Raw genomic sequence first — 25,388 nt, forward strand, 5'->3', positions numbered from 1 at the left:
CTGGGGTGAAAAGATGAAGTTGAATCTAAGACAACGCTTTGTGATAGCCGTAGTTTTTTCAATTCCGTTGTTAATTTTGATGCTTCTCATGCTGGGACACATTATGATTGACGGAGCTGACTGGCTTAGCTTTGGTTGCACGACCATTATTTTATTATTTGCGGCGGGGCCTTTTTACCGAAGTGCTTGGGCGGCATTGAAGTTGCACCATGCCAATATGGATACGTTGGTTGCCATCGGGACAGCGACAGCTTATTTATATAGTGTCTATGCGCTTTTAACGAAGCATGCGGTCTTTTTTGAGAGCGCGGCTTTTATCGTGGTCTTTATTTTGTTAGGCCAGGTCTTAGAAGAGCATATGAAGCAAAAAGCCGCTAATGCTGTGGATCAGTTACTCGACTTGCAAGCACCGACAGCTTTGTTACAGCAAAATGGTCACTGGCAAGAAGTGCCACTAGCCACCTTACAAGTGGGGGACGTGGTTTTAGTTAAGCCGGGAGCCAAGGTCCCTTTAGATGGTCAAATCATTCAAGGAACTTCAACTATAGATGAATCTTTGGTTACTGGTGAAAGTTTACCGGTCACTAAAACCATTGGTGATCAAGTGATTGGGGCCACGATTAATGGCAATAATAGTCTGGAAGTACAAATTCAAAAAGTGGGAGAGCAAACTTTTTTAGCTCAAATTATTGCTTTAGTGAAACAAGCGCAAACTAGTCGGGCACCGATTCAAAAATTAACGGATCGAATTTCCAATGTCTTTGTCCCTGTTGTCTTAATTGTTGCGTTATTGACGTTTTGGGTTTGGAGTGTTGGACTAAAAGCTAGTGTCACGCAAGCTCTAACTTATGCGGTGAGCGTGATTATCGTTGCTTGTCCTTGTGCGTTAGGTTTGGCGACGCCAACGGCATTAATGGTCGGTACTGGTTTAGGCGCTAAAGTGGGTATTTTAATTAAAAACGGTACTGTTTTGGAAGCTGTCAATCGGGTGCAGACCTTAGTTTTTGACAAAACGGGGACGATTACAGAAGGACAGCCCCGTGTCGTTGACGTTTTAGGTAATAGCAAGCAAGTATTGCGGTTAGCGGCGGCTTTAGAGAAGCAATCAGACCATCCACTAGCGCAAGCTATTGTTACCAAAGCCCGTCAAGAGCAAATAGCACCCTTAGAAGCGACGGCTATTAAGACATTACCGGGCTTAGGATTGCAGGGTGATGTACAAGATCAAACGGTGTTAGTCGGCAGTGAAGCCTTATTTACTCACGCCCAAAATCCGTGGTCACAAGAAATCAATCACTTAAAACAAGAAGCCAAAACTTTGGTGTTAGTCGGCACTTCCCAGCAAGTTCAGGGCGTGATTGCGCTACAAGATCCACCAAAAGCCAATGCCCAAGCAGTCTTTCATTGGTTGAAGCAACATCATTACCAAACTGTAATGCTGACAGGAGATAATTCCAGCGTTGCCCAAGCTGTTGGTCAGCAAGTAGGAGTGCAAAAAGTGATTGCGCAAGTGTTGCCCAAACAAAAAGCGCAAACTATTGCCCAGTTACAAAAGCACAACGCGGTAGCGTTTATTGGTGATGGTATTAATGATGCTCCGGCTTTAACCCAAGCAGATGTAGGGATTGCCATGGGCTCGGGAACGGACGTTGCGATTGCGGCTGGAGGGATTGTGTTATTAAAAAATGACTTGCAAGACGTGGTACGCGCTTTAGTGTTGAGTCAAAAAATCTTTCGGCGGATTAAGGCTAATTTATTTTGGGCCTTTATTTATAATTTGTTAGGCATTCCGATTGCGGCTGGTTGTTTTAGTTTTTGGGGGCTGAGTTTAAGCCCTGTCTTGGCTGGCTTGGCTATGGCTTTAAGCTCGCTATCAGTCGTCACCAGTTCAGTATTGTTAAATTATACGTCTTTAAAATTGCACTTCACTCCTGAGTCTTAATCGAGGCTATTCTTAATAGTATATTGAATCGTCGCTTGATAATGGCCGCCTGTTAAAGTAGCGGGAACATATTGCAAGGTAAAACCAGCTTGAGAATCAGCCGTTAAATCCCAAGTGAATTGTTGATTGTGAATAGTTTGCTTGCGGGGATTTAACTCGTACGGTTGATCTGTTGTTAAGTTGTGGTGATTGAGCTGCAATTGTAAGGATTGGGACGAAGGCGTAAAGGCAGTAGCAGTAATGAGCACATTCCAATTTTGACCTTGAATTGAACTGGCGTGTAAATCTGTGACACTCACGTTTTGTTGCGGGTTTTGATTAGGTTTTAATTGCTTGGTTAGTAAACTACTGTCAGCGATGATTGGACCAAAAGTTAAATCAGCGGGAATCTGGGTCAAGTATAATAAGTTGCCAACTTGGGGAATATAAGTGGCAGCTTGTTTTGTATGTTGGGGATTGTCACTTTGGTATTGGGCAATGAGTTCGTTAGAATGATACGTTTGCTCACTAGCAAGGTGCAACCATTTCCCGGTTTTACCTTGCAGGCTGCCCGCCTGGTCATCTTGCGGTAATGCAGCTAAGTTAGTTTGTGTGTTAGGTAAAAAGTTGTTGTCTGCTCCTAAAGTTAAACTGGCTAAACCTGTATCATTCGCGAAAAAGTCCACCGTGGTTGCTGCCGGATTCATCTTTAAAGTTGCTAAATTTAAGAGTGTGAGCTGGGGATTGTTGGTCAAAAAGTCATCAAAATTAGTCACTTGGATCGCTTGCTGAAAGTTACTAGGCAAAGTTAAAGTATCCAGACCTGTTTGCGCGAACATCCCCGCCATATTCGTGGCTTGAGTGAAATTTAAATGATCTAGGCCGGTGATTTGTTCCAAATGACGGTCGCCACTAAAAAATTGAGAAAAATTGGTAGCTTGACTAGTATTCAGATCACTAGGCAAAGTAACTGCGGTTAATTGGGGCATCTGGGCTAAAAATTGTTGGGTATTATTTAAAGTAACATTTTGCCCGAAATGGACTTGTGTCACATTATAACTTTGCGGACTCCAAGGTGGCATTCCCACGTATTGGCCCACAGCATTATCGCGAATATAGAGAGTTTGATCTTTGATATACCACCAATTATTAGGACTCAGAACTTGTGCGGTGGCTTGTGGGGTAGCAGTTGCGTTTTGATTCAGCAACACTTGAGCAGTATTAGGTACACCATAGTAAGTGTTTTGATCAGTGCCAACGCTACTGGGAAAATCATCGAGAGCTTGCTTAGGATCGAGTTGTCCATAAATTTTGAGTACATACTTGTTATCGTAAAAATAATTGGCTTGGCTGGGGTCGGTAAGATTTTGTAAAGCTGTGGGATCAGCGGTGGCCGTAATTTGATTATGAGGACCAAAAGTTAAGTGAAATAGTTTGCCAGCTCCGGAAACGACGTGATCATTTTGGTCCACCACGCGAGTATTTTGTTGATCGATGACTAAATGGGAGTTTAATTGATCTTGAATTTGAAAACTGTTATAAGCTTTGGCGACCGTAGTCGCATTCGGAATATTTTGTTGTACGCGATAAAGTGCATTGTTGGGCGCACTAAAGTCACTCGCAGTGAGCCCAGTTTTGGTAGGTTTGGGAGGTGCGTAAGAAAATAAATTTTGATTAGTATAATCAATTCCGACTGAAGCCCGTTCTTCATTACCTGTGGGATCAGCAAAGCTGTAAGTGAAACTGGTACTGGGGGTGGCGCGGTAGCGCAAAGTTAACGGATTATCCATTTTGCCCGCTTTTTCCTGACTCATGAATTGATAGGCTTGCCCAGCTAGATGGCGGTAGCCGAAAGTGGAGTTAGCCGGATAATAAAGTTGGTCTTGCTGATTATCTAAGGCATCACTATCAATATTTAAAACTTTAGCTTTATTAATGCCTAAAAAGTTCCAATAGCCTTGAACGTTGACCAACTGATTGGTGCCAGTTTTATAAAAACGGATTTGATTAGTAGCTGACCAACCGATTCCGCGAGCTCTGAGATGAACATTTAAAAAATCATTGGCGGCAATGCCAATTGCGCCATAACGTTCGCTGCTAGTACCCGGCAAGTTAAAAGTTGAATGAATTTTCAAATCTAAAGCTTGACCTTGAAAGGTTCCAACGTGACTAAAGGTAGTCGTGGCGCCAATTTTAGTGGCCTGATTTTGAGCAGTTAATTTCAAATATGGCTTGCCATTCATTTGAGGATCATTGAATACTTCAGAAATTTGGGCATCAGTATCGGAATCGGCGGTAAAATCAGTTTGTGTTTGTTGGGTAAAGGTGGGACGAAAAGTATAAGTATCATCAGCAATAGGCGCACTGGTTGGTGAAACTTCGTGTGCGTTGTTGAGCTTAGCTAACGGTTGAAAGTCTGGCGGGAGTTGTGTTAAATCATTATCCGAAAAATCAACTTGATTAGGATCTTCTTCACCAATGCTATCGGCTAAAATGGTGTTAGGATGACTGATGAGACAAAAGCAGATACTAATAAATTCTAGCCAAAATAACCAATGTTTGAAACGTCGCATAAGAAGATCTCCTTTATCCAAAGCCGTTTGCCAGTTAAATAAGACTGACCGCTAACAAGCCAGCGTCATCGCGGCCAACGGCAATCACTAATAGTTCAAACCTTGATCTCCTTTTCAGACCTTATGCTAGTACAATTAAAACGATAAATATAATTTTTAGCTCAAAAAATGATTAAAAAAGATGGTTATTTGCTATTGTATAGCTAAAATCCAGCATTTTAGACATTTTATTAAAAATAGTTATTATAATTTTGAGATGCATCTTGAAAATTATAGAAAGGAATCGTCAAGATGAAAAAAAGTTACAATTTAGCAGTAGAAGCGACGATTGATGTGATTGGTGGTAAATGGAAACCCGTTATTTTATGTCATTTGGGCATGGGACCACTACGAACGGGTGAACTACGGCGGAAAATTCCGCAAATTTCACAACGAATATTGACGAAACAATTGCGAGAGTTGGAAGCAGATCAGATAATTGAACGCTGTTCTTATGATCAAGTACCCCCTAAGGTGAAGTATTGTTTAACTGCTGAAGGCAAAAGTTTGCGGACCATTTTGTTGGCGATGTCAGATTGGGGAGAAAAGCTAATTCAACGGCAAATTCAGGCAGGACAAGAGATTGAATTACTGCATCCAGAGCCGACCGGTTTTGAAAAAATGTAAAAAATGATAGGAACAAAAAAGTGCCTACTTGTTTTAACTAAAACTGCTTGCATAATGAGAGATGTGAATATGTAGGAGGTTAATGATGACAGAACATTTATTTTTACAACCAATGGACTTGAAGCCTGGGGTAACGATTCAAAATCGCATTGTCATGGCGCCAATGACAACGAAATCTAGTTTTTATGATGGTTCCGTGTCGAATGATGAAATTGAATATTACCGGCAACGTTCAGGAGCAGGAATGATCATTACCGCAGTTGCAAATGTTAATGACTTGGGTAAAGGTTTTGAAGGTGAATTATCGGTCGCTGATGATCGCTTCATCCCTGGTTTACAACAACTAGCAAGTGCCATTAAAGCCAAAGGTTCGAAAGCAGTTTTGCAGATTTTTAGTGCTGGGCGGATGACTAATAGTAAGATTTTGCGGGGTCAACAACCAGTCAGTGCTAGTGCCATCGCTGCCACGCGCAGTGATTCGCAAGTGCCACGGGCTTTAAGTGAAGCAGAAATTGATACGGTGATTAAAGACTTTGGTGCGGCTACACGGCGCGCCATTCAAGCAGGCTTTGATGGTGTGGAATTACACGGTGCGAATACTTATCTACTACAACAATTCTTTTCACCACATTCTAATCGGCGTCAAGATCATTGGGGTGGTTCGTTAGCTAAGCGTATGAATTTTCCTCTAGCAGTGATCCAAGAAGTTCGGCAAGTAATTGAACGTTATGGTAATGAGCAATTTATTTTGGGTTATCGCATTTCGCCGGAAGAAATTGAAAAATCTGGTATTCAAATTGCTGATACATTGCAGTTGATTGATCAACTGGCCCAACAACCAATTGATTATATTCATACTTCGATGGGTAATTATCAACGAACGTCTTTAAATGATACTGCGGATTTAGAGCCATTGAACCAAAAGATTTTGCAGGTGCTTAATGGGCGCAAGCCGTTAATTGAAGTGGGATCGATTGCGACACCGCAAGATGCTGATCAAGCTTTAGCGAGTGGCGCGAGTTTTGCGGCGCTCGGTCGAGAATTAATTCGGGAACCATTATGGCTAGATAAAGTGCAGTTAGGTGAAGAACAGAATATTCGCTATCAACTAGACCCAGCAGAAATGGATGAACTCAAGATTCCGCGCGGTTTGCAACGCTCCTTGTTAACAGAATTTTTACAGGTGATTGATTTTACTGATCAAACGGCGGCTAATGATTATTTACATCATCCAGCTCCGATGGAAGGTTTAGGACGTAAATAAATTAAAGACTAAAAAAGAGATTGGAATAACCAACCGCAGATTTGTCATGAGACAAACTTGCATTTTGGTAATTGCAATCTCTTTTATTTTGACATACGTTTAATTCCATTTAGGAATCAATATCTTTCGGTGTGACTTTACTCCGACCATCCGCGGCAGCTTTTTGAATAGCACGGATAATATCACTATCGCTAGCCGCTTTTTCTTGAATGCCTTGGGAACTTAATTCTTGACGAGCTTTTTGAATATCAGCTGCGGTGATTTGTTTACCGTTAGCTGTTTTATTTTTAACGATATCAGTTTCGCCGGGAGCTGCACTATTATTAGCCTGTTGGTTATTAGCGTTAGAAGAATTGGCATGACTAGCTGAATTGGTATTCTGATTGTTGTTTGTGGTTGTTGCGCCAGTCTTTTGTTGCAGTTTTTGTGAGCTATTTAATAAAATTTCAACAGTTTGCTTATACAGATCACTATAATACTTTTGGTGAAATTCGTTGGTTTTTAACAATTTAACTGCTTGTTGGTAGGCATCATTAAATTGATTGTGATCATTAGCTTGCTCGATTTGTTCGAGTTGTTGATTAAAACTTTGGCGCTTGGCTTGCACATGCTTAATCTTGGTCAATTGCTTTTGAGCGATGGTGTGCAATTTTTGTGAGCCAGCGTCAATTTGTTTGGCCTTGGTTAAGGCGTTTTTGGCGTCTGCAAAATGATAATTAGTTTGGTAGCTTTGGGCCAGCTTGAGATAATGAGCTTGGCGTTGCTTGGTATTAGCTTGTTTATCACCTTTTTTGACAGCACCGGCGGCCTGATAGTAGGCATCAGCTGCAGCGTAATTGTGCTGTTGAACGGCGTGATCAGCTTTAGTCATCAAATTGTGATAGGCTGGCTGACTATTGGTGCTATTATCTTTGGTTTGACAGCCAGTTAAGGTTAAAATACTAGCGCTTAGAATTAAAGCCGACGTTAAATATTTTTTCATGATATGAACCTCCGATAAGCACATTATACCATGTTTTAGTAGACGGCTGAAAAACTAGCTAAGGTTGAAAATTAGCAGTGATGTTGGCGGCAGTCGAGAATCCAATTTTTTGATTATGGGAAAAATTTTCAGATTTCCCACATAATCTTGCACGCAAATAAATTGTGCTTGGTATAATAAAGAGACTAAGGTTAAAAATTCAAAGGATTGGGACACTAAAAAAGCAAATATTCGTTTCAATTGACGGAAAAGCCTTTTTGTCTCAGTTTCAGTTAGCTGGGGATGGTGTCGTGACTTTGAGCTTTTGCCATAGTGAAAAACTGTAATGGAGGACCAATTAATGACACAAGGTCAAGCAGTCGTGAAGTATTTAGATTTAAAACGTCAAGAATTATTGCCGGCCAAAACTTTGCAAGGTGAAGTCGGAACGGTGATTGAATATGAAATCCCGCAAATTGAAGGCTATTTGTACTTTTCCAAATTAGAGTTAGATGTTGAAGCGGATCAACAACCAGTCTTTATTGCCGATCAAGTGCAAGAAATTGAACTACGCTATCAAACAGTGGAACAGTTTCAAGAGATGGTTCATGTTTCGAAATTACGCACCCGTAAAATGAGCAATAAATTGGAAGTGTTGGGCGAGCTAGGTGATAGTGTCCCGGTGGTCGATGAAAATAACCATCCGTTATTAGGCACCACGGCTTGGTCGAAGATGTATCTAAATTATTTGCGCCAAAAGCAAGTTGGCGATACCATTTTGTATAACATTGGCAGTGACCAATGGTTGCGAGCTAGTGATGTAGAGTTGCGTCCAGAAATTGAAGAAGACTATGGTCCCAGTGAACAGCAAATTAACGCCACTGCCACGGTAAATATTCCAGATAATATGCAAGTGACGTTATGGCAAATTGATGAAAATCAGTCGGTGGCTAATCATTTGCCAGAGCAATTATTGGATAATGGCACGGAGTTGCAAATTGATCGGCAAATCCAAATAGGCCAAGATTTGTTCTATCATATTGTTGATAGCGCCTGGATTAAAGCCAATCGGGTTGTCTTAAAATAATGAATACAACCGTAACGATAACTACCACTAAAAGTAAAGGGTCCATAAATTGGTGGATCGGTTTACTATATCTAGTTTTAGGGCTAGTTTTTAGTTATATTTATTTTCGGTACCGCAAATTTATTTGGGGCGACGATTTTAGTTTTCATATGGCACGCTTGAGTGAATTGTTACAAGTGAAGCTCACGCAATTTCCCTACCTGGCGACTCATACTTTTGGGCAAACCGGTAATTTGGTGAATCTATTTTATCCAGCGCAGTTATTGTATCCGCTAGTGATTTTGATTAAATTAACCCATCATCCGGTCTTGGCGCTCTATGTATACGTGGGACTCTGTAATTTATTGAGCTTAATTTTGTGTGATTTTGCGGCTTATAAGGTCACTAAAAAACGCTTAGTTAGCGTCAGTTTTGCCATTTTGTATACTTTTTCTTTTTACCGCATGCAAGTGTTGTATACGCGCTTTGACTTGGGCGAATTTTTGGCAACGATGTTTGTGCCCCTCGCTTTTGCCAGCTTTTATTGTATCGCTCGGCAACAAGGTGGCAAGAAAGCTCTAATTTTGGCAATGGTGGGTTTGATATTTAGCCATGTCTTGACCACGTTGTTAGTCATCGTGAGTTTGATTGTTTGGTATGTCGGACTAGTAATCCGGCGTACGCTTGGTTGGGCACAAACTAAAACTTATCTCAAGGCGACACTTTGGACTTTGGGGCTAAGCGTTTGGTATTGGGGACCATTTATCCAGCATTATTTAATGACCCCCAGTGGTTTGAAAGCCACGCAAGTAGCTCCTACCCAAATGAAGGCTTACTCTTGGGGAGCGCAAAAAGTAGCCTTATGGCATAATTTAACCTTTCCGGCTCATACCGCGGGTCCTGTTATTTTCGGCCTGAGTTTGCTACTACTGCTGTATCTAATTGTGCGTTGGCGCCAATTATCCCGCGCTTGGAAAGTGATTTTTGCATTAAGCTTAGTGAGCTTTTGGCTAACGACGCCGAGCTTTCCTTGGTTCTTATTTAAAAATTCGGTGATTAATACGTTGCAATTTCCTTTTCGCTTGAATTTATTTTATACTCTCGGCATTACTTGGTGTACCGCACAAGCTTGTGGACAAATCACGGCCCGTAACGGGCGCTTAGTGATGACTGCATTGGTGTTGCTACTCAGTTGTGGTGCAACTTTAAATTCCATGCAAAAGGTAGTTAATTACCGTTTTAATTGGGATAAAATTAATTTAACGGATGCTAATTTTGCTCAGTACGCTGACAATCCAATTCCGAATGATTATTATCCTAAATCCGCACAAAGGGTCATTAAGATGTTACCTTGGGGGCAAGGATACGTGAATGATCAGAAAAAGTTATTTCACCCAGTTGGTGGGTTAAATCAATTAACGTATCACTTTCAAACGAAACCTCGAACTGCGCAAGTACAGTTACCGTTAATTTATTATGGACCATTGTATCAAGTGCGACTTAATCAGCATTTGGTGCCTGCGTATGGTTCAACGCACGGATTATTGACAGTTCAGACCACTAGACGCACTAATCAAGTGACAGTAACTTATCAACCAACTAAAATTGACCGGTTGAGCTTTAAAGTCTCATGCTTAGTATTACTGATTTTTGTAATGGTTAATTGTATTCATATTGATGTGACAAGAGATCGTCAGTAACGACAGTTGAGCGAGAAAGCTAGCTAATCCACTATTATAATGGTGGAATCAAACAATAATTTTCATCAATAAAAAAAGTCTACTTATTGAAGTAGGCTTTTTTATTGATGAAAATTTCGAGTTAGAAACCAAAATTATGAAGCTATAAGATAACTACCTTTTACATTATAGAATAAATTTTACAAAAAGGAAATTCTTTTGACTAATTTGGTTCCGTTTTTATTTGGTGAAACGTTATTAATAGTGTAGCAAGTAATTACCGGCCGGTAACCACTGCTATTAATAGGGAGGAGAATTAATATGGCAGAACAACGTAATTGGCAAGATAGTAGTCTCGTTTTTAACTTAAGTAATGGTGATCAACAATTCAAACAAAATTTAACGAATGTGATTGCTGATCCGAGTGATGACCAAATCGCAACCGTCGGTCGGGCGTTAGCGGCCTTAAATCCAGGGGCAAGTTTAATTGATGCCGCTTTAACAGTCCATTCGCAATTAATTTTTGATCAGGCAAATTAGGAGGTTAGCAGATGAAAGTATTAAAAATGAATTTCACTACCCAAGAAGGTAAGATTGTTTCTTTGACGTTGAAGAATGTGGCCCAAGATTTGACTTCACAAGTTGTGTTAAGTCAAATGCAACAGATTGCCCAAGCTCAGTTGTGTCAAAAAGATGGTGTGGATCTCTATCATCAACCAGCTACGGCTGAATATGTCGAAACAATCGAAACACCGTTGTTTTAAATCAATAAGTTTAAACTGAACGCTTTGCAAAAGAAAAAATTTGCAAAGCGTTTTTTTATGTAATCGATAATAAATATTTTAAATTCACAGTTAAAATGAGTATAATTAAAAGCATTGTACCTAAATTTTATAGAAGAAAGGAAGAATCGTATGGATTTACATTTACCTTTAACCGAAATCATCTTGCGGTTACTGCTAGCAGTGCTTTGTGCGGGGTTAATTGGTTATAATCGCCAGCAAAAAAATCATTCCGCTGGTGTGAGAACGCATATTTTAGTTTGTGTTGGGGCTTGTATTATTGCGATGATGCAAAAAGAGATTGGGTTTAATGCTTTGAACATGGCAGCTAGATATCCGCATTATGCGGGCGTGTTACGCGCTGATGATGCGCGTTTGATTGCGCAGGTAGTTAGTGGGGTTGGTTTTTTAGGTGCTGGAACAATTTTGGTGCATCATCATACGGTGCGTGGTCTAACCACCGCAGCTAGTTTGTGGACGGTTGCTGGTTTAGGCTTGGCAATTGGAATGGGGAATTATGATATTGCTATTGCGGGCACGATTGTGGTCTTTATTGTGTTAGGTTTTTTAAAACGTGTTTTGCATATTACACCCGTCAAAAAAATTATGATACAGTATCATCACAAGAAAGAAACCAAAGAGTTTATTCAGGAGTATTTTAATCAGCATAATATTACGGTGCGTGATGTGAATTTTAATGTGCAACAAGCGGATGCTGACGAGCACATTTACACTAATATATATGAGATTGAAATTCCTAGTAAAATGAATTATTCTGATATCATTGAAGATATTTCAATGAATTCTAATGTAATGTCAATCAAAACAATTAGTGTTTAACAAGTAATAGGAAATTTTGCAAAAAGGTAGTTGAAAAATCAGGAATCTAAGAACAATTTAGCTAATAGTAGTGTTTAGCTAGATACTTGGTGGATTCGACAACTGGATGAAAGTAGTTACTAGTCCGGTTGAATGCTGAATGGGAAGCAATCTGTTGGCAATTAAGGGGATTATAGAGTAAATGAGGACACAAGATCGGCGTGTGAAATATACAAAAAAAGCAATTGAAACGTCGTTAATTGAACTATTACAACATAGCGATTTAATGACAATTACTGTGAAGAAGTTATGTGAAAAAGCGGGCATCAATCGTTCAACTTTTTACATATATTATCGCAATACTAGCGAAGTGTTGGAAGCAATGGAACAAGAGATGATTGCGATCATCGATAACTTTATTCAAACGCAATTAGTGGATAATCATAATCAACCGTTAACGATGTATGACTATTACGTGCGCTTTTTTAATTATATCAAGCGTTACCCGAAGCGCAGTCTGATCTTGATTAATTCTAGCGTTTCAGAAAAATTTGAAAGGGATTTAGCACGCTTGGCGAATCAAATTAGTAGTTTGCAGGGCAACGAGTTAAGTAACTTTCAAGTGACTTATATCATCTTTGGCACATTAGCGGCGGTAAAAATGTGGTTTAAAGAAGATATGCAAACGCCAGTGGAGCAATTAAGTAAAGAATTAGCACAATTAGGTCATGACTAGTTAGCTGAATGAGCGTTTCTTATTTAAATAAAAAATAAATTAAAATTAATTAACGGGATATGTGTTTGTTGCATTTGTCACAATTTTTTGAGTTGGATTTTGAATTTAATTGTGCTAATGTAAAAAGCGCATATTTTTTTGTTTATTTGCCGATAAACAAATGGAATTTTCCAATCGTTAAACAATGAAAAGTCAGTTTTAACGTAATTTATTTTTGTCAATTGTTTGAAATAGTTTTTGCTTAATTGGGGAGAACGTACTAATGAATAAGAAACGAATTTTAGCAACTATGGGTGTGACTTTATTTTCGTCCACTTTGTGGTTGGCTACGAATAAAACGAGCGTGCAAGCTGATGAAACTGCCACGCCAGATAGCGTTAATCAAGTAACGCCTACAACGGATAATCAAAATACTGCTGATACTACTGCAACAACAAGTGATTTAGCAGCTGGCAAAATTGCGGCCAAAAATGCAATTAATTTAAGTGTGCAGACGGCAACTAGCCAGATTAACAATTTAACCATTGATGCTACGCAAAAAGCCAACTTGTTACAACAGTTGCAGGGAATCAATGACCAATTTGCCGCTCAAGTGGAACAAGCCCAAACCACCACTGAGCTCACACAAGTTCAAGCTACGGCGCAAGCTCAAGTGCAAACGATTGTGCAACAAGCAACGAGTTTGACCACGACTAATACGGCGTCAGATGCTAATAATACATCTACAACAAATACGAATGTGACTACTACGTCCACAACTGACCCTGCGTCTGCACCAGCGACGACTAATACTACGGATACCACTTCAACTACTAATACTGATCAAACGCCAGCCAGTGTAGCGAATGTTTCTGGAACGCCAGCCGCGGATGCTAGTCAAAATGTTTCTACAACTCCAACTGCTACTGATGCAACGCCAGCAGCGAGTGCATCTAATTCTATTACAAGTACGAAACCGCACATCGCGAATTACTTATACGACGATGATCCCGCTTTACAACCAGACGATACTGGAACGGTTTATATCAGTACAGCACACCAGTTTTTAGCCGCGCTGGCTCCTCGTAATATTGGTGGGGGTTATTCAGCTGATATTGATAAAATTAAAACTATTGTTTTGTTAAACGATATTACAATCACTGCATCTGATATGTCTAATAGTGATATTTACGTTGGAGATAATCGAACGGTAACTGTTAAATCAGCTGATGATCATCGTTATTATTTAGATATGCGTGGCAATCGAGTTGTTACCTCGGGGGATATTACTTTTCAAAATTTAGATATTTATGGTTCCACCTACTGGGGGGTGGTTAATCCTCAAGGAACACCTACGATTACCTTTGATAATATTTCTTATACTGGAGCCCAGATGATTCATGCTAGCAATGGGCAAACAGTAATCATTAAGGGTAATGTTTCGGCTTCATCAGTACCTAGTTACGTCAGTCCATACGATAATAGTGTAATTAAACCAATTGATGATTATCAACAAGTCATTGAGATTAGTGGTAGTGGGAAAGTTGACTTTACTGAGGGCTCCACTTTTACTGGAACAACTTATAAAGATGATGTAATTGATATTGAAGGGGCTGGAACGGTTACCTTAGAAAAGGGCGCAACTGTTAACCTTAATGCCCATAGTCATGGGCTTAGTGCTCAAAATTCGGGTAGTAATGTTGCTGGAATTTATATTAGTAGTGCTGGAACCATTGATGCTCAAGCTGGTTCTATTTTGAATATTAATGTTGTTGGTGATGATGCTAAAGATACGGCTCAAGCGATTAATTTAGGATCTGGTTCTAGTTTACATCTGGAACAAGGATCCAAAGTCAATATAAAAAACAATGGTTCTATTTACTCGGGATTAGTAAATATTAGTGGTACCTTACAGGTTGATAACAAAGCTGATTTTGAAATTGTCGGCCAAAATATGAATGACTTTAATGGCCCTATTTTGAATATCACTAACGGTACCATTAATTTAACTGGTGGGACATTTAAAGCCCAGGTTGACGGTACAGGGGCGACGACGCTGTTAAATATTGCGGGTGCTCATGTGAATATTGATAACCCCCAAGACTTTGTCTTAGATGCCACTACAAATAGTAATGCCCATTTAATTAGTGACGGGCAATTTGCTTTAAATGATGTGAAATATATTAGTGCTGATGGTACAGTTTCTGGTCCGCTAGATAAGTTAAACATGAATATCAGTAGCGATACAGTTGGTACGATTAACGATCCTGCAGATGCCAGTGCAGCGAGTGATATCGTCGGTGAGAATTATGCTTCCGAACAACCAGTAGTGAGTGATCTAAGTGGTAAGGATTTAACTGGCTCTAGAATCGAATTTGTGTCGGCAGGACCGTTTGTGGACGTTGACCAAGCAACGATTGATCCAGATAAGACGGTTGTATCAGGTCATACCAATAACACCAATGCATATATTTATGTGGTAGTGAAACATAGTAATGGCACAACGACGCCATTACCGGGGACGCTTGACACATCAGATAAGTATTGGCGTGATAGTGCACCTAAGTATGTGGCGCAAAGTGATGCGCAAGGTAATTTCTCTTTTGCCATCCCGGCCAATACATTACAACCAGGTGATCATTTAGAGCTGTCAGCTAATAAGGATTTTGTTGATAGTATTGAACCGTTAGACTTTGATCCAGAGGCTGCCGCCGCCGCGGCTGCAGCTTTACAAAGCACCAAAGATACGGCTATTCAAGCACTGCAAGCCGTCCAAACAGCAGCTAATGACCAAATCGCTAAAGCTAACTTAACTGATGCTCAAAGACAAACTGCTCAACAAGCCGTTGCTGACGCTTATACAACGGCGGCAAAGAGTGTTAATTTGGCTACATCTGCTGATGCAATTAATACTGCTCAAACTAACGGGGTAGCAGCAATTAATGCGGCGGCGCAAACAGCCATTGCAACGGGTGCTTTAGATAACGCAAAGTCTGCTGCCCAAAAGACCTTGGATGATGAATTGACGAAAGTTAATGGTCAGATTAATGGTTTTAAGAATTTAACAGATACGCAAAAAACTACTTTAAAAGCCCAAGCCCAACAAGCACATGACACAGCTGTTGCTCAAGTAACAGCTGCTACAAATACAACTGATATAACTAATGCGCAAACAGCTGGTGTGACCGCAATTGATGCCGTGGCTAAGACGGCGCAAGATGATGATACTACCGCTTTGACGAAGGCTAAAGCGGATGCCATTACTGCGTTAAAGGCTGCGCAAACGGCAGCACATAATCAATTGAGCAAGTCGAAATTAACAGCTGAGCAAAGAGTAGCGGCCATGACTCAAGTCGATAATTTATATACAGCTGCTGAAAAGAAAATTAATGCTGCTACTGATAGCCAGGCAGCCACGACTGCTGAAAAAACTGGTCAAACACAGATGAATCAAGCAGCCATGGACGCAATTAATACTGGTGTGTTGGCTAACGATAAATTAGCTGCTACTCAAGCTTTAGATACTGAGTTAGCAACGGTTAATGATCAAATTGACGGTTTGAAAAACCTGACAACCACTCAAGTCACTGCATTAAAAGCGCAAGTACAAAAAGCTCACGATGATGCTGTAACGAATGTGAACGCCGCTGCTGATCACGCCTCAGTTTCTCTAGCGCAAAAAACAGGGATTACTAATATTGATGCGGTTTTAGATACTGCTAATAGTAGTGATGCTTTGAATGCGGCCCAAACAGCCGCTTTAGCAGCTTTAACTCAAGCACAGACGACAGCCAATACCAAAATTGATGGTTCAAGTTTGAGTGCTGCCCAAAAGAAAGCCGCTAAACAAAAGGTACAGACAGCATTTGATTCGGCCAAGACGCAAGTCAATGCTGCGACTGACCCAACTGTTGTACAAACGGCCCAAAAGAATGGTCAAAGTGCTATTGCCAATGCAGCAGATACTGCGATTACTGCAGGTGAATTAGCCAATGCGCAAGCTAGTGCTAAAAAAGCTTTGGACGCTGAATTATCGCAAGTCAATGATCAGATTGAGCAATTGCAGAACTTAACGGATACGCAAAAAACTGCTGCTAAAGCCCAAGCGCAAACAGCCCATGATGCTGCTGTTACGGCTGTTAATAAGGCCACAACGGTAGCTGATGTCACAACTTCTCAAAAAACGGGAATTAGTAAGATTGACGCCGCTTTAACAACGGCTCAGACTGATGACACTAAGGCTTTGAGTCAAAGTCAAACTGCTGCCTTAACTGCTTTAACTACGGCACAAAATGACGCTAATGCCAAGATTGAAGCTTCTAGCTTAAGTGATGAGCAAAAAAAAGCTGCCAAACAACAAGTGCAAGCTGCTTATGATGCAGCAGTAACACAAGTTAATGGTGCTAAGAATCCGACTGATTTAGCAGCAGCACAAACTGCTGGCCAGACAGCCATTACGAACGCCGGTGCTGACGCTATTGCGGCAGGTGAATTAGTGAACGCGCAAACAGCAGCTCAACAAAAATTAGCTGCTGAATTATCTCGGGTAAATGATCAAATTGATCAATTGCAGAACTTAACGGATACACAAAAAGCTGCTGCTAAAGCCCAAGCACAAACAGCGTATGATGCTGCAATCACAGCTGTGAATCAGGCCACAACGGTAGCTGATGTTACTAGTGCCCAAACTGCGGGTATTACGAAGATTGACGCTGCTTTAACAACGGCTCAAACTGATGATAATAAGGCTTTGGGGCAAAGCCAAACTAATGCCTTAACTACTTTAACGACGGCGCAAAACGACGCTAATGCTAAGATTGAGGCTTCTAGCTTAAGTGATGAGCAAAAACAAGCTGCCAAACAACAAGTGCAAGCTGCTTACAACTCGGCTGCAGCACAAGTTAATTTAGCAACGAATCCAACTGATTTAGCAGCTGCCCAAAGTGCGGGTACAGCTTCGATTACGCAAGCTGGTGAGGATGCTATTGCGGCAGGTAAATTAGCCAATGCGCAAACAGCAGCCCAACAAAAATTAGACGCTGAATTATCGCAAGTCAATGATCAGATTGATCAATTACAAAACCTTTCAGCTGATCAAAAGCAGGTTGCTAAGTCTCAAGCAAAAGCGGATCATGATGCTGCGATTAAGGACGTGAATGCAGCAACAACCATTGCTGACGTAACCAGTGCACAAAATACCGGGATTACTAAGATTGACGCTGCTTTAGAGACAGCTAAGAGTGATGACACTAAGGCTTTGGGGCAAAGCCAAACTAATGCCTTAACTGCCTTAGCTACGGCACAAAACGATGCCAACGCCAAAATTGAGGCTTCCAGTTTGACTGCTGATCAAAAGACGGCGGCTAAGCAAAAAGTTCAGGATGCTTATGATGCAGCAGCACAACAAGTTGAGATAGCGAAAAATCCCGCAGATTTACAAGCAGCACAAACTGCTGGTACGACGGCGATTACACAAGCGGGTGAGGATGCTATTGCTGCGGGTAAATTAGTGAACGCGCAAACAGCAGCTCAACAAAAATTAGCTGTTGAATTATCGCAAGTCAATGATCAAGTTGATCAATTACAAAACTTAACCTCTGATCAAAAAGACGCCGCTAAAACACAAGCACAAAAGGCCTACGATGCTGCGATTAAAGACATAAATGCAGCAACAACCATTGCTGACGTAACCAGTGCACAAGATACCGGGATCACTAAGATTGACGCTGCTTTAGAGACAGCTAAGAGTGATGATGCTAGTGCCTTGGCTCAAAGCCAAACTACGGCCTTGACTGCCTTAGCTACGGCACAAAACGATGCCAACGCTAAAATTGAGGCTTCTAGTTTAACGACTGAGCAAAAAACGGCGGCTAAGCAAAAAGTCCAGGACGCTTATGATGCAGCAGCACAACAAGTTAAAGCAGCGACGAATCCCGCAGATTTACAAGCAGCACAAACTGCTGGCACGACGGCGATTACGCAAGCCGGTGCTGCTGCTATTACCGCGGGTGAATTATCGAATGCGCAAACAGCAGCTAAAACGGCTTTGGATTCTGAATTAGATAAAGTTAAAGGTAAAATTGCTCAATTACAGAACTTGACCGCTGATCAAAAGGCCGACGCTGAGAATCAAGCACAAACAGCGCATGATAATGCTGTAACTGCAGTTAACACGGCGACAACGGTAGCTGATGTCACTAGTGCACAGAATACGGGGATTGCCAATATTGATGCTACCTTAACAACGGCCCAGACTGATGACAATAATGTCTTGAGTCAAAATCAAACTACCGCTTTAAATGCTTTAGTTACGGCACAAAACGATGCCAACGCTAAGATTGCTGCTTCTAGCTTAAGTGATGAGCAAAAAACGGCTGCCAAACAAAAAGTTAAGGACGCTTATGATGCAGCCGTAGCCCAAGTTAATAGTGCTAATAACCCAACTGCTTTGGATCAAGCACAAACTGATGGTAAAAATGCGATTCTGCAAGCTGGCGATAATGCCATTACCGCTGGTGAATTAGCGAATGCGCAAGCGACAGCTCAAGAAAAATTAGCTGCTGAATTATCTCAGGTCAAGGATCAGATTGACCAATTACAGAACTTAACAGCTGACCAAAAAGCCGACGCCCAAGCGCAAGCGCAAAAATCCTATGATGATGCAGTTGAGACGATTAATGCGGCGACAACGGTGGCTGACGTAACAGCTGCCCAAGAGACAGGCAAAACGAATATTGATGATGCCTTGAAGACCGCCAATGATTCTGATGCAACAACATTCCAAAATAGTAAGAATGATGTTTTGGCTGCTTTGGTTGCTGCTCAACAATCTGCTAATGATGAAATTGCTGCTTCTAGTTTAAGTGATGAACAAAAGATTGCTGCTAAGCAAAAAGTTCAAGCAGCTTATAATGCAGCCGTAGCCCAAGTTAATACTGCTACTAATCCGTCCGAGTTAGACCAGGCACAAACTGATGGTAAAAATGCGATTATACAAGCTGGCGCTGCTGCTATTTCCGCTAGTGAATTGATCAATGCTCAGGATGCTGCTAAAACTGCTTTAGACACAGATTTAGCCAATGTCATAAGCCAAATTGGTCAATTACAGAACTTGACGGCTGATCAAAAGGCCGACGCTGAGAACCAAGCACAAACGGCGCATGATAATGCTGTAACGGCAGTTAACACGGCGACAACAGTAGCTGATGTCACTAATGCTCAAAAGACGGGAATTGAAAATATTAATGCAGCACTGAATATGGCTAATAATGATGACGCTAGTGATCTTCAAAACAGTCAAAACTCTGCCACTGCTGCTTTAACAACTGCGCAAACTGCGGCCAATAGTCAAATTGATAATTCTACTTTAACAGATGAACAAAAAGCAGCCGCCAAGCAAAAAGTGCAAATTGCTTATAATGCAGCAATAGATAAGGTTAAAGCAGCTACCGGTCCAACTGAGTTAACTTCTGCGCAAAACAACGGCGTTAATGACATCAATACGGCTGCTAATAATGCGATTATTGCTGGTGAATTAGCCAATGCAAAGTCTGCAGCTCACAGCACTTTAGATGCTGAATTACAGACGGTTAACGATCAAATTGATCAATTGCAGAACTTAACCACTGATCAAAAAGCCGACGCTAAAGCGCAAGCACAAAAAGCCCGTGATGCTGCAATGACGGCGGTTAGTGCGGCAACAACGGTAGCTGATGTGACAACTGCACGAGATGCGGGTAAAACGAACATTGATAAAGCTTTGGATACTGCTAGTGCTTCTGATGCTGCAGCTCTTCAAAGTAGTAAGAGTGATGTTGTAGATACCTTGGCTGCTGCGCAAAACGATGCTAATGCCAAGATTGAGGCTTCTAGCTTAAGCGATGAGCAAAAACAAGCTGCTAAACAACAAGTGCAAGCTGCTTATAATGCTGCGGTAGAAAAAGTTAATAGCGCTACTAACCCAACTGATTTGGACCAAGCACAAACTGACGGTCAGGCTGCGATTACACAAGCGGGTGCTGATGCTATTGCAATGGGTGAATTAGTGAACGCGCAAACAGCAGCTCAACAAAAATTAGCTGCTGAATTATCTCAGGTCAAGGATCAAATTGACCAATTACAGAACTTAACAGCTGACCAAAAAGCTGCTGCTAAAGCCCAAGCACAAACAGCGTATGATACTGCAATCACAGCTGTGAATCAGGCAACAACGTTAGCTGATGTTACTAGTGCCCAAACTGCGGGCATTACGAAGATTGACGCTGCTTTAACAACGGCTCAAACTGATGACAATAAGGCTTTGGGTCAAAGCCAAACTAATGCCTTAACTGCTTTAACGACGGCACAAAACGCTGCTAATGCCAAGATTGAGTCTTCTAGCTTAAGTGATGAGCAAAAACAAGTTGCCAAACAACAAGTGCAAGCTGCTTACAACTCGGCTGCAGCACAAGTTAATTTAGCAACGAATCCAACTGATTTAGCAGCTGCCCAAAGTGCTGGTACGGCTTCGATTACGCAAGCTGGTGACAATGCTATTGCTGCTGATGAATTGGAGAATGCCCAAGCAGCAGCCAAGGATACTTTGGATTCTGAATTAGATAAAGTTAATAATGAAATTGATCAACTTAAGAATTTAACGGATACGCAAAAAGCTACTGCTAAGAATCAGGCGCGGCAAGCCCATGATAATGCGATTAAGACCGTGAATGCGGAAACAACCATTGCTGACGTAACCAGTGCACAAAATACCGGGATTACCAAGATTGACGCTGCTTTAGAGACAGCTAAGAGTGATGATTCTAGCGCTTTGGGTCAAAGTCAAACTAATGTTTTAACTGCTTTAACGACGGCACAAAACGACGCTAATACCAAGATTGATGCTTCCAGTTTAACGGCTGAGCAAAAGACGGCGGCTAAACAACAGGTGCAAGCTGCGTATGATAAAGCAGCACAACAAGTTAAGTCAGCGACAAATCCCGCAGATTTACAAGCAGCACAAAGTACTGGCCAGGCAGCGATTACGCAAGCCGGTGCTGATGCCATCGCTGTGGGTGAATTAGCGAATGCGCAGTCTGCGGCTAAGGATGCTTTAGATAATGAATTAGATAAAGTTAATAATGAAATTGATCAACTTAAGAATTTAACGGATACGCAAAAAGCTACTGCTAAAGCGCAAGCACAACAAGCTTATAATGATGCCGTTACAGCAGTTAACACTGCGACAACAGTAGCTGATGTCACCAGTGCACAAGAGACAGGTAAGACAAACATCGACAAAGCCTTAACGACTGCTCAAACTGATGACAAAAATGCTTTAGGTCAAAGTAAAACAGCTGCCTTAACAGCATTAAATGATGCGCAAAAATCTGCTAATGATAAGATTGATGCCTCTAGCTTAAGTGATGAGCAAAAGCAAGCTGCTAAGCAAAAAGTTAAAGTTGCTTATGATGCAGCAGCAGCCCAAGTTAATAGTGCTACTAATCCAACTGATATGAACAAAGCACAGACTGATGGCAAAAATGCGATTATGCAAGCCGGAGATGCTGCCATTACCGCGGGTGAATTATCGAATGCGCAAAAAGCAGCTAAAGCGGCCTTAGATTCTGAACTAGATAAGGTTAAAGGTAAAATTGATCAATTACAGAATCTAACAGCTGACCAAAAAGCCGTGGCTAAATCTCAAGCGCAAAAGGCCCACGATGCTGCGCTCAACGCGGTTAATAATTCAACCACAGTAGCTGATGTTACTAGTGCACAAACTACGGGTGTTACTAAGATTGGTGCTGCTTTAACAACGGCTCAGAGTGATGACGCTAGCGCCTTGGGTCAAAGCCAAACTAATGCCTTAACTGCATTAAGTGATGCACAAAAAGCTGCTAATGATAAGATTGCTGCTTCCAGTTTGACAGATGAGCAAAAGACGGCTGCTAAACAAAAAGTTCAGGACGCTTATGATGCAGCAGCAGCCCAAGTTAATAGTGCTACTAATCCAACTGATATGAACAAATCACAGACTGATGGCAAAAATGCGATTACTCAAGCCGGTGCTGATGCCATTGCCGCGGGTGAATTAGCGAACGCGCAAACAGCAGCTAAAGCGGCCTTAGATTCTGAATTGGATAAAGTTAAAGGTAAAATTGATCAATTACAGAACTTAACAGCTGATCAAAAGTCTGCTGCTAAAGCGCAAGCACAAAAGGCTCATGATGATGCGATGACGGCAGTTAACACGGCAACGAATGTAGGCGATGTGACAAACGCACAAAATACAGGTAAGACGAACATTGACAAAGTCTTGGATACTGCCAATACTTCTGATGCTACGGCACTTCAAAATAGTAAGACTGACGTTTTAGCTGCTTTGTCTGCTGCACAAAAAGCTGCTAATAATAAGATTGTTGCTTCTAGCTTAAGTGATGAGCAAAAGCAAGCTGCTAAACAAAAAGTTCAGGACGCTTATGATGTCGCTGCTGCTAAAGTTAATGCGGCTACTAACCCAACTGATCTAGCCACAGAACAAGATAACGGTCAGGCTGCAATTACCCAAGCCGGTGCTGCTGCCATTGCCGCGGGTGAATTAGCCAATGCCCAAGCAGCTGCTCAGCAAAAATTAGATACTGAATTATCGAATATCAATGCACAAATCGATAAACTCAAGAATTTAACGGATCAACAAAAGACTGACCTGGAGAACCAAGCCCAACAAGCGCATGATGCTGCAATAGCGGCAGTTAATGCGGCAAAGACGGTTGCTGATGTGACCAGCGCCCAAGCTGAAGGTAAGACGAATATTGACAAAGTTTTGGACACCGCAGAAGGTTCTGATGCTTATGCTTTAAGCCAAGCTCAAGCAGCCGTAGTGACAGAATTAACCAATGCGCAAACGGCGGCCAATGCTAAAATTGATGCTTCCAGCTTAACAGCCGAGCAAAAAGCCACTGCAAAACAACAAGTGCAAGCTGCTGTTGAGCAAGCAAAAACCAAAGTTAATGACACACATAATCCAACTGATTTGCAGGCAGCCCAAGCTGATGGTACGAAGCAAATTGCTACAACTGCCGATACTGCTATAGCTGCTTTTGAATTGACTAATGCCCAAACTGTTGCCCAACAAGCTTTAGCTGATCAGCTAGCTCAAGTTAATGCGGCCATTGATCAATTATCCAACTTGACGGCTAAGCAAAAAGCAGACTTCAAGAGTCAAGCTCAACAAGCGCATGATGCTGCAATTTCAGCAGTAAATGCGGCTCAAACACCAATGGCTGTAACGACAGCGCAAACTGACGGTGTAAAACAATTGACTGCGGTTGTGACTAGCGCCCAACAGGCTGACGCTGATGCGTTAGCAACTGCCAAGTTAAATGCTCAACACGATTTGCAAGCTTCGTTGAATGCGGCTAATCAGGCTATTAATGCTATGAACTTAGCACCTAAGCAAAAGACTGCTTTAATACAGCAAGCTCAACAAGCTTATGATCAAGCACTGACGGCAATTAATCAGGCTACACAAATTACTGCCGCAACAACGGCGCAAACTGCAGGTTCTAAAGCGCTCAATGATTTGGTAGCAGCCAATACTAATCACAACTTAGCGCAAGCGCAAACTGATGCCATTGCAGCGTTACAAAATGCTTTGACTAACGCTAATCAGTTAATCAATGCTATGACAGTAACCGATGATAAAAAGCAAGCTTTACTGGCTAATGCCCAAAGTGCGTTTGATCAAGCCAAATTGCAAGTCAAGCAAGCTCAGTCTTCAGCAGCTGTGCATATCGCTAGTGATCAAGGTATTCAAGCAATTCATGCAGTGACCGTTCAAAATGTTGCTAGTGATGTCAATCAAGCCAAAGCAGATGCCAACCAAGCTTTATATCAGGCTTTAGCAACGGCTAATAAGCAAATTGATGATTTGCATATTTCTCAAGCTAAGAAGGATCAGTTAAAACAACAGTTAGCTGATAACCATGCTGCAGCGCAACAAGAAGTGAATGATAGTACTACGAATACGGGTGCGGCCTTGAATGGAATTGCTGGTATTGAAAACTTTAATTCTTTATTACGGGATATGGTATTAGATAATCAACCACCAATCATTACGTTGCCAAGCACAGATGATTCGGATGCAGATAAACAACCAACTACGACACCAACGAACACTGCTATTTCTGGGGTAGTTACGGTTAAACCAAACGTTAATGCGGGCTTTGTGACCTTGTATGATCAAAATGGTCAAGCTATTGATCGTGTAGTCGGAGCAAAGACTAGTTGGAAGACCAATAATCGTACCATGATTAATGGTGAACTTTACTATCACGTGGCACCAAACGAATATCTGAAGGCGAGTGACGTGAACTTTAATACGGCTAAGCAAGCAACGGTAGTTGATGGAGTCTTGACCGTACGCTCAGACTTAGCACAAAAGACCGTTCCTGTCTATGATGCCGAAGGACAAATCATTGCTAACCGCAGTTTGACTGCTGGTACTCAGTGGTTGACTAATGGTGCTCAAGAAATGATTAATGGTCAGGCTTATTACCAAGTTGCACCAAATGAATACTTGGCAGCTTCTGATATTAATTGGACACCACAAGCTATGGTTATTAATAAAAAAGTGGGCACATTAGCAGTGAATAATTCTAATGTTGCAGTTTATGTTTATGATGCGGCCAAAAGCTTAATGGTTAAATCGACCACTCAAACCTTAGCGAATACTAATGCATGGCGTTATGATTACCAATTAATTGTTAATGGTCATGTTTATTACCGAGTTGCCGCTAACGAATGGGTTGAACAACAAAATGTTTTAAGTGACTAGAACCAAAGAAAAGCAATTCTTCTAATGTGAAGAATTGCTTTTTTATATGCTTTAAAATGTAATTTTTAATTCATATTTGCAATGTTTTTAATATTATACTTGATTTTTTAATTAATAGTTTTAATATT

At 41.3% G+C, this 25,388-nt stretch carries 12 protein-coding genes; 10 read left to right on the plus strand and 2 right to left on the minus strand.

Features of this window, described 5'->3' with window-relative positions; genetic code table 11:
• Positions 1-19: 19 nt before the first annotated feature.
• Complete coding sequence (locus AC3B5B_RS04975; protein ID WP_489769852.1) at positions 20-1,942, plus strand: copper-translocating P-type ATPase; 1,923 nt, start codon at positions 20-22, stop codon at positions 1,940-1,942.
• Here AC3B5B_RS04975 and AC3B5B_RS04980 read toward each other — a convergent pair.
• The gene (locus tag AC3B5B_RS04980) at positions 1,939-4,494 is read right to left on the minus strand and encodes a hypothetical protein (protein ID WP_489769481.1); all 2,556 of its coding nucleotides are present in this window, start codon (positions 4,492-4,494) and stop codon (positions 1,939-1,941) included. The two genes, AC3B5B_RS04975 and AC3B5B_RS04980, sit on opposite strands and share 4 nt — an antisense overlap.
• 291 nt (positions 4,495-4,785) lie before the next feature.
• Here AC3B5B_RS04980 and AC3B5B_RS04985 point away from each other — a divergent pair, with 291 nt between their 5' ends.
• Together AC3B5B_RS04985 and AC3B5B_RS04990 are read left to right on the plus strand one after the other, a co-directional pair.
• Positions 4,786-5,160, plus strand: a complete 375-nt coding sequence (locus AC3B5B_RS04985; protein ID WP_489756688.1) for a winged helix-turn-helix transcriptional regulator — start codon at positions 4,786-4,788, stop codon at positions 5,158-5,160.
• An 85-nt stretch (positions 5,161-5,245) separates the two neighbouring features.
• Positions 5,246-6,424, plus strand: coding sequence for an NADH-dependent flavin oxidoreductase (locus tag AC3B5B_RS04990; protein WP_489769482.1), 1,179 nt, complete (start codon positions 5,246-5,248; stop codon positions 6,422-6,424).
• 109 nt (positions 6,425-6,533) lie between these two features.
• Here AC3B5B_RS04990 and AC3B5B_RS04995 read toward each other — a convergent pair whose 3' ends face one another.
• Positions 6,534-7,406, minus strand: a complete 873-nt coding sequence (locus AC3B5B_RS04995; protein ID WP_489756686.1) for a hypothetical protein — start codon at positions 7,404-7,406, stop codon at positions 6,534-6,536.
• A gap of 340 nt (positions 7,407-7,746) precedes the next feature.
• On the opposite strand from AC3B5B_RS04995, the gene AC3B5B_RS05000 reads away from it, so the two are divergent.
• The 7 genes from AC3B5B_RS05000 to AC3B5B_RS05030 all read left to right on the plus strand — a co-directional run bounded on the left by AC3B5B_RS05000 (position 7,747) and on the right by AC3B5B_RS05030 (position 25,260).
• Positions 7,747-8,472, plus strand: a complete 726-nt coding sequence (locus AC3B5B_RS05000) for a MucBP domain-containing protein (protein ID WP_489769483.1) — start codon at positions 7,747-7,749, stop codon at positions 8,470-8,472.
• Positions 8,472-10,151: a hypothetical protein gene (locus AC3B5B_RS05005; protein WP_489769484.1), complete on the plus strand. Its 1,680-nt coding sequence runs from the start codon at positions 8,472-8,474 to the stop codon at positions 10,149-10,151. The genes AC3B5B_RS05000 and AC3B5B_RS05005 overlap by 1 nt, the downstream gene beginning before the upstream one ends.
• 300 nt (positions 10,152-10,451) lie before the next feature.
• Positions 10,452-10,670, plus strand: coding sequence for a DUF1659 domain-containing protein (locus tag AC3B5B_RS05010; RefSeq protein ID WP_489756683.1), 219 nt, complete (start codon positions 10,452-10,454; stop codon positions 10,668-10,670).
• 11 nt (positions 10,671-10,681) lie between these two features.
• Positions 10,682-10,894, plus strand: coding sequence for a DUF2922 domain-containing protein (locus AC3B5B_RS05015; protein ID WP_489756682.1), 213 nt, complete (start codon positions 10,682-10,684; stop codon positions 10,892-10,894).
• A gap of 150 nt (positions 10,895-11,044) precedes the next feature.
• Entirely contained in the window at positions 11,045-11,752 is a 708-nt protein-coding gene (locus AC3B5B_RS05020) for an MgtC/SapB family protein (protein ID WP_489769485.1), read from the plus strand.
• A gap of 181 nt (positions 11,753-11,933) precedes the next feature.
• Positions 11,934-12,467 carry a TetR/AcrR family transcriptional regulator gene (locus AC3B5B_RS05025; protein WP_489769486.1) on the plus strand — a complete coding sequence of 178 codons (534 nt, stop codon included), beginning with the start codon at positions 11,934-11,936 and terminating at the stop codon, positions 12,465-12,467.
• A 262-nt stretch (positions 12,468-12,729) separates the two neighbouring features.
• Positions 12,730-25,260 (plus strand): DUF1542 domain-containing protein, encoded by a 12,531-nt coding sequence (locus tag AC3B5B_RS05030; protein ID WP_489769487.1) that lies wholly within the window; start codon positions 12,730-12,732, stop codon positions 25,258-25,260.
• Positions 25,261-25,388: the final 128 nt, after the last annotated feature.

The sequence above is a fragment of the Bombilactobacillus sp. ESL1187 genome (assembly GCF_058107155.1).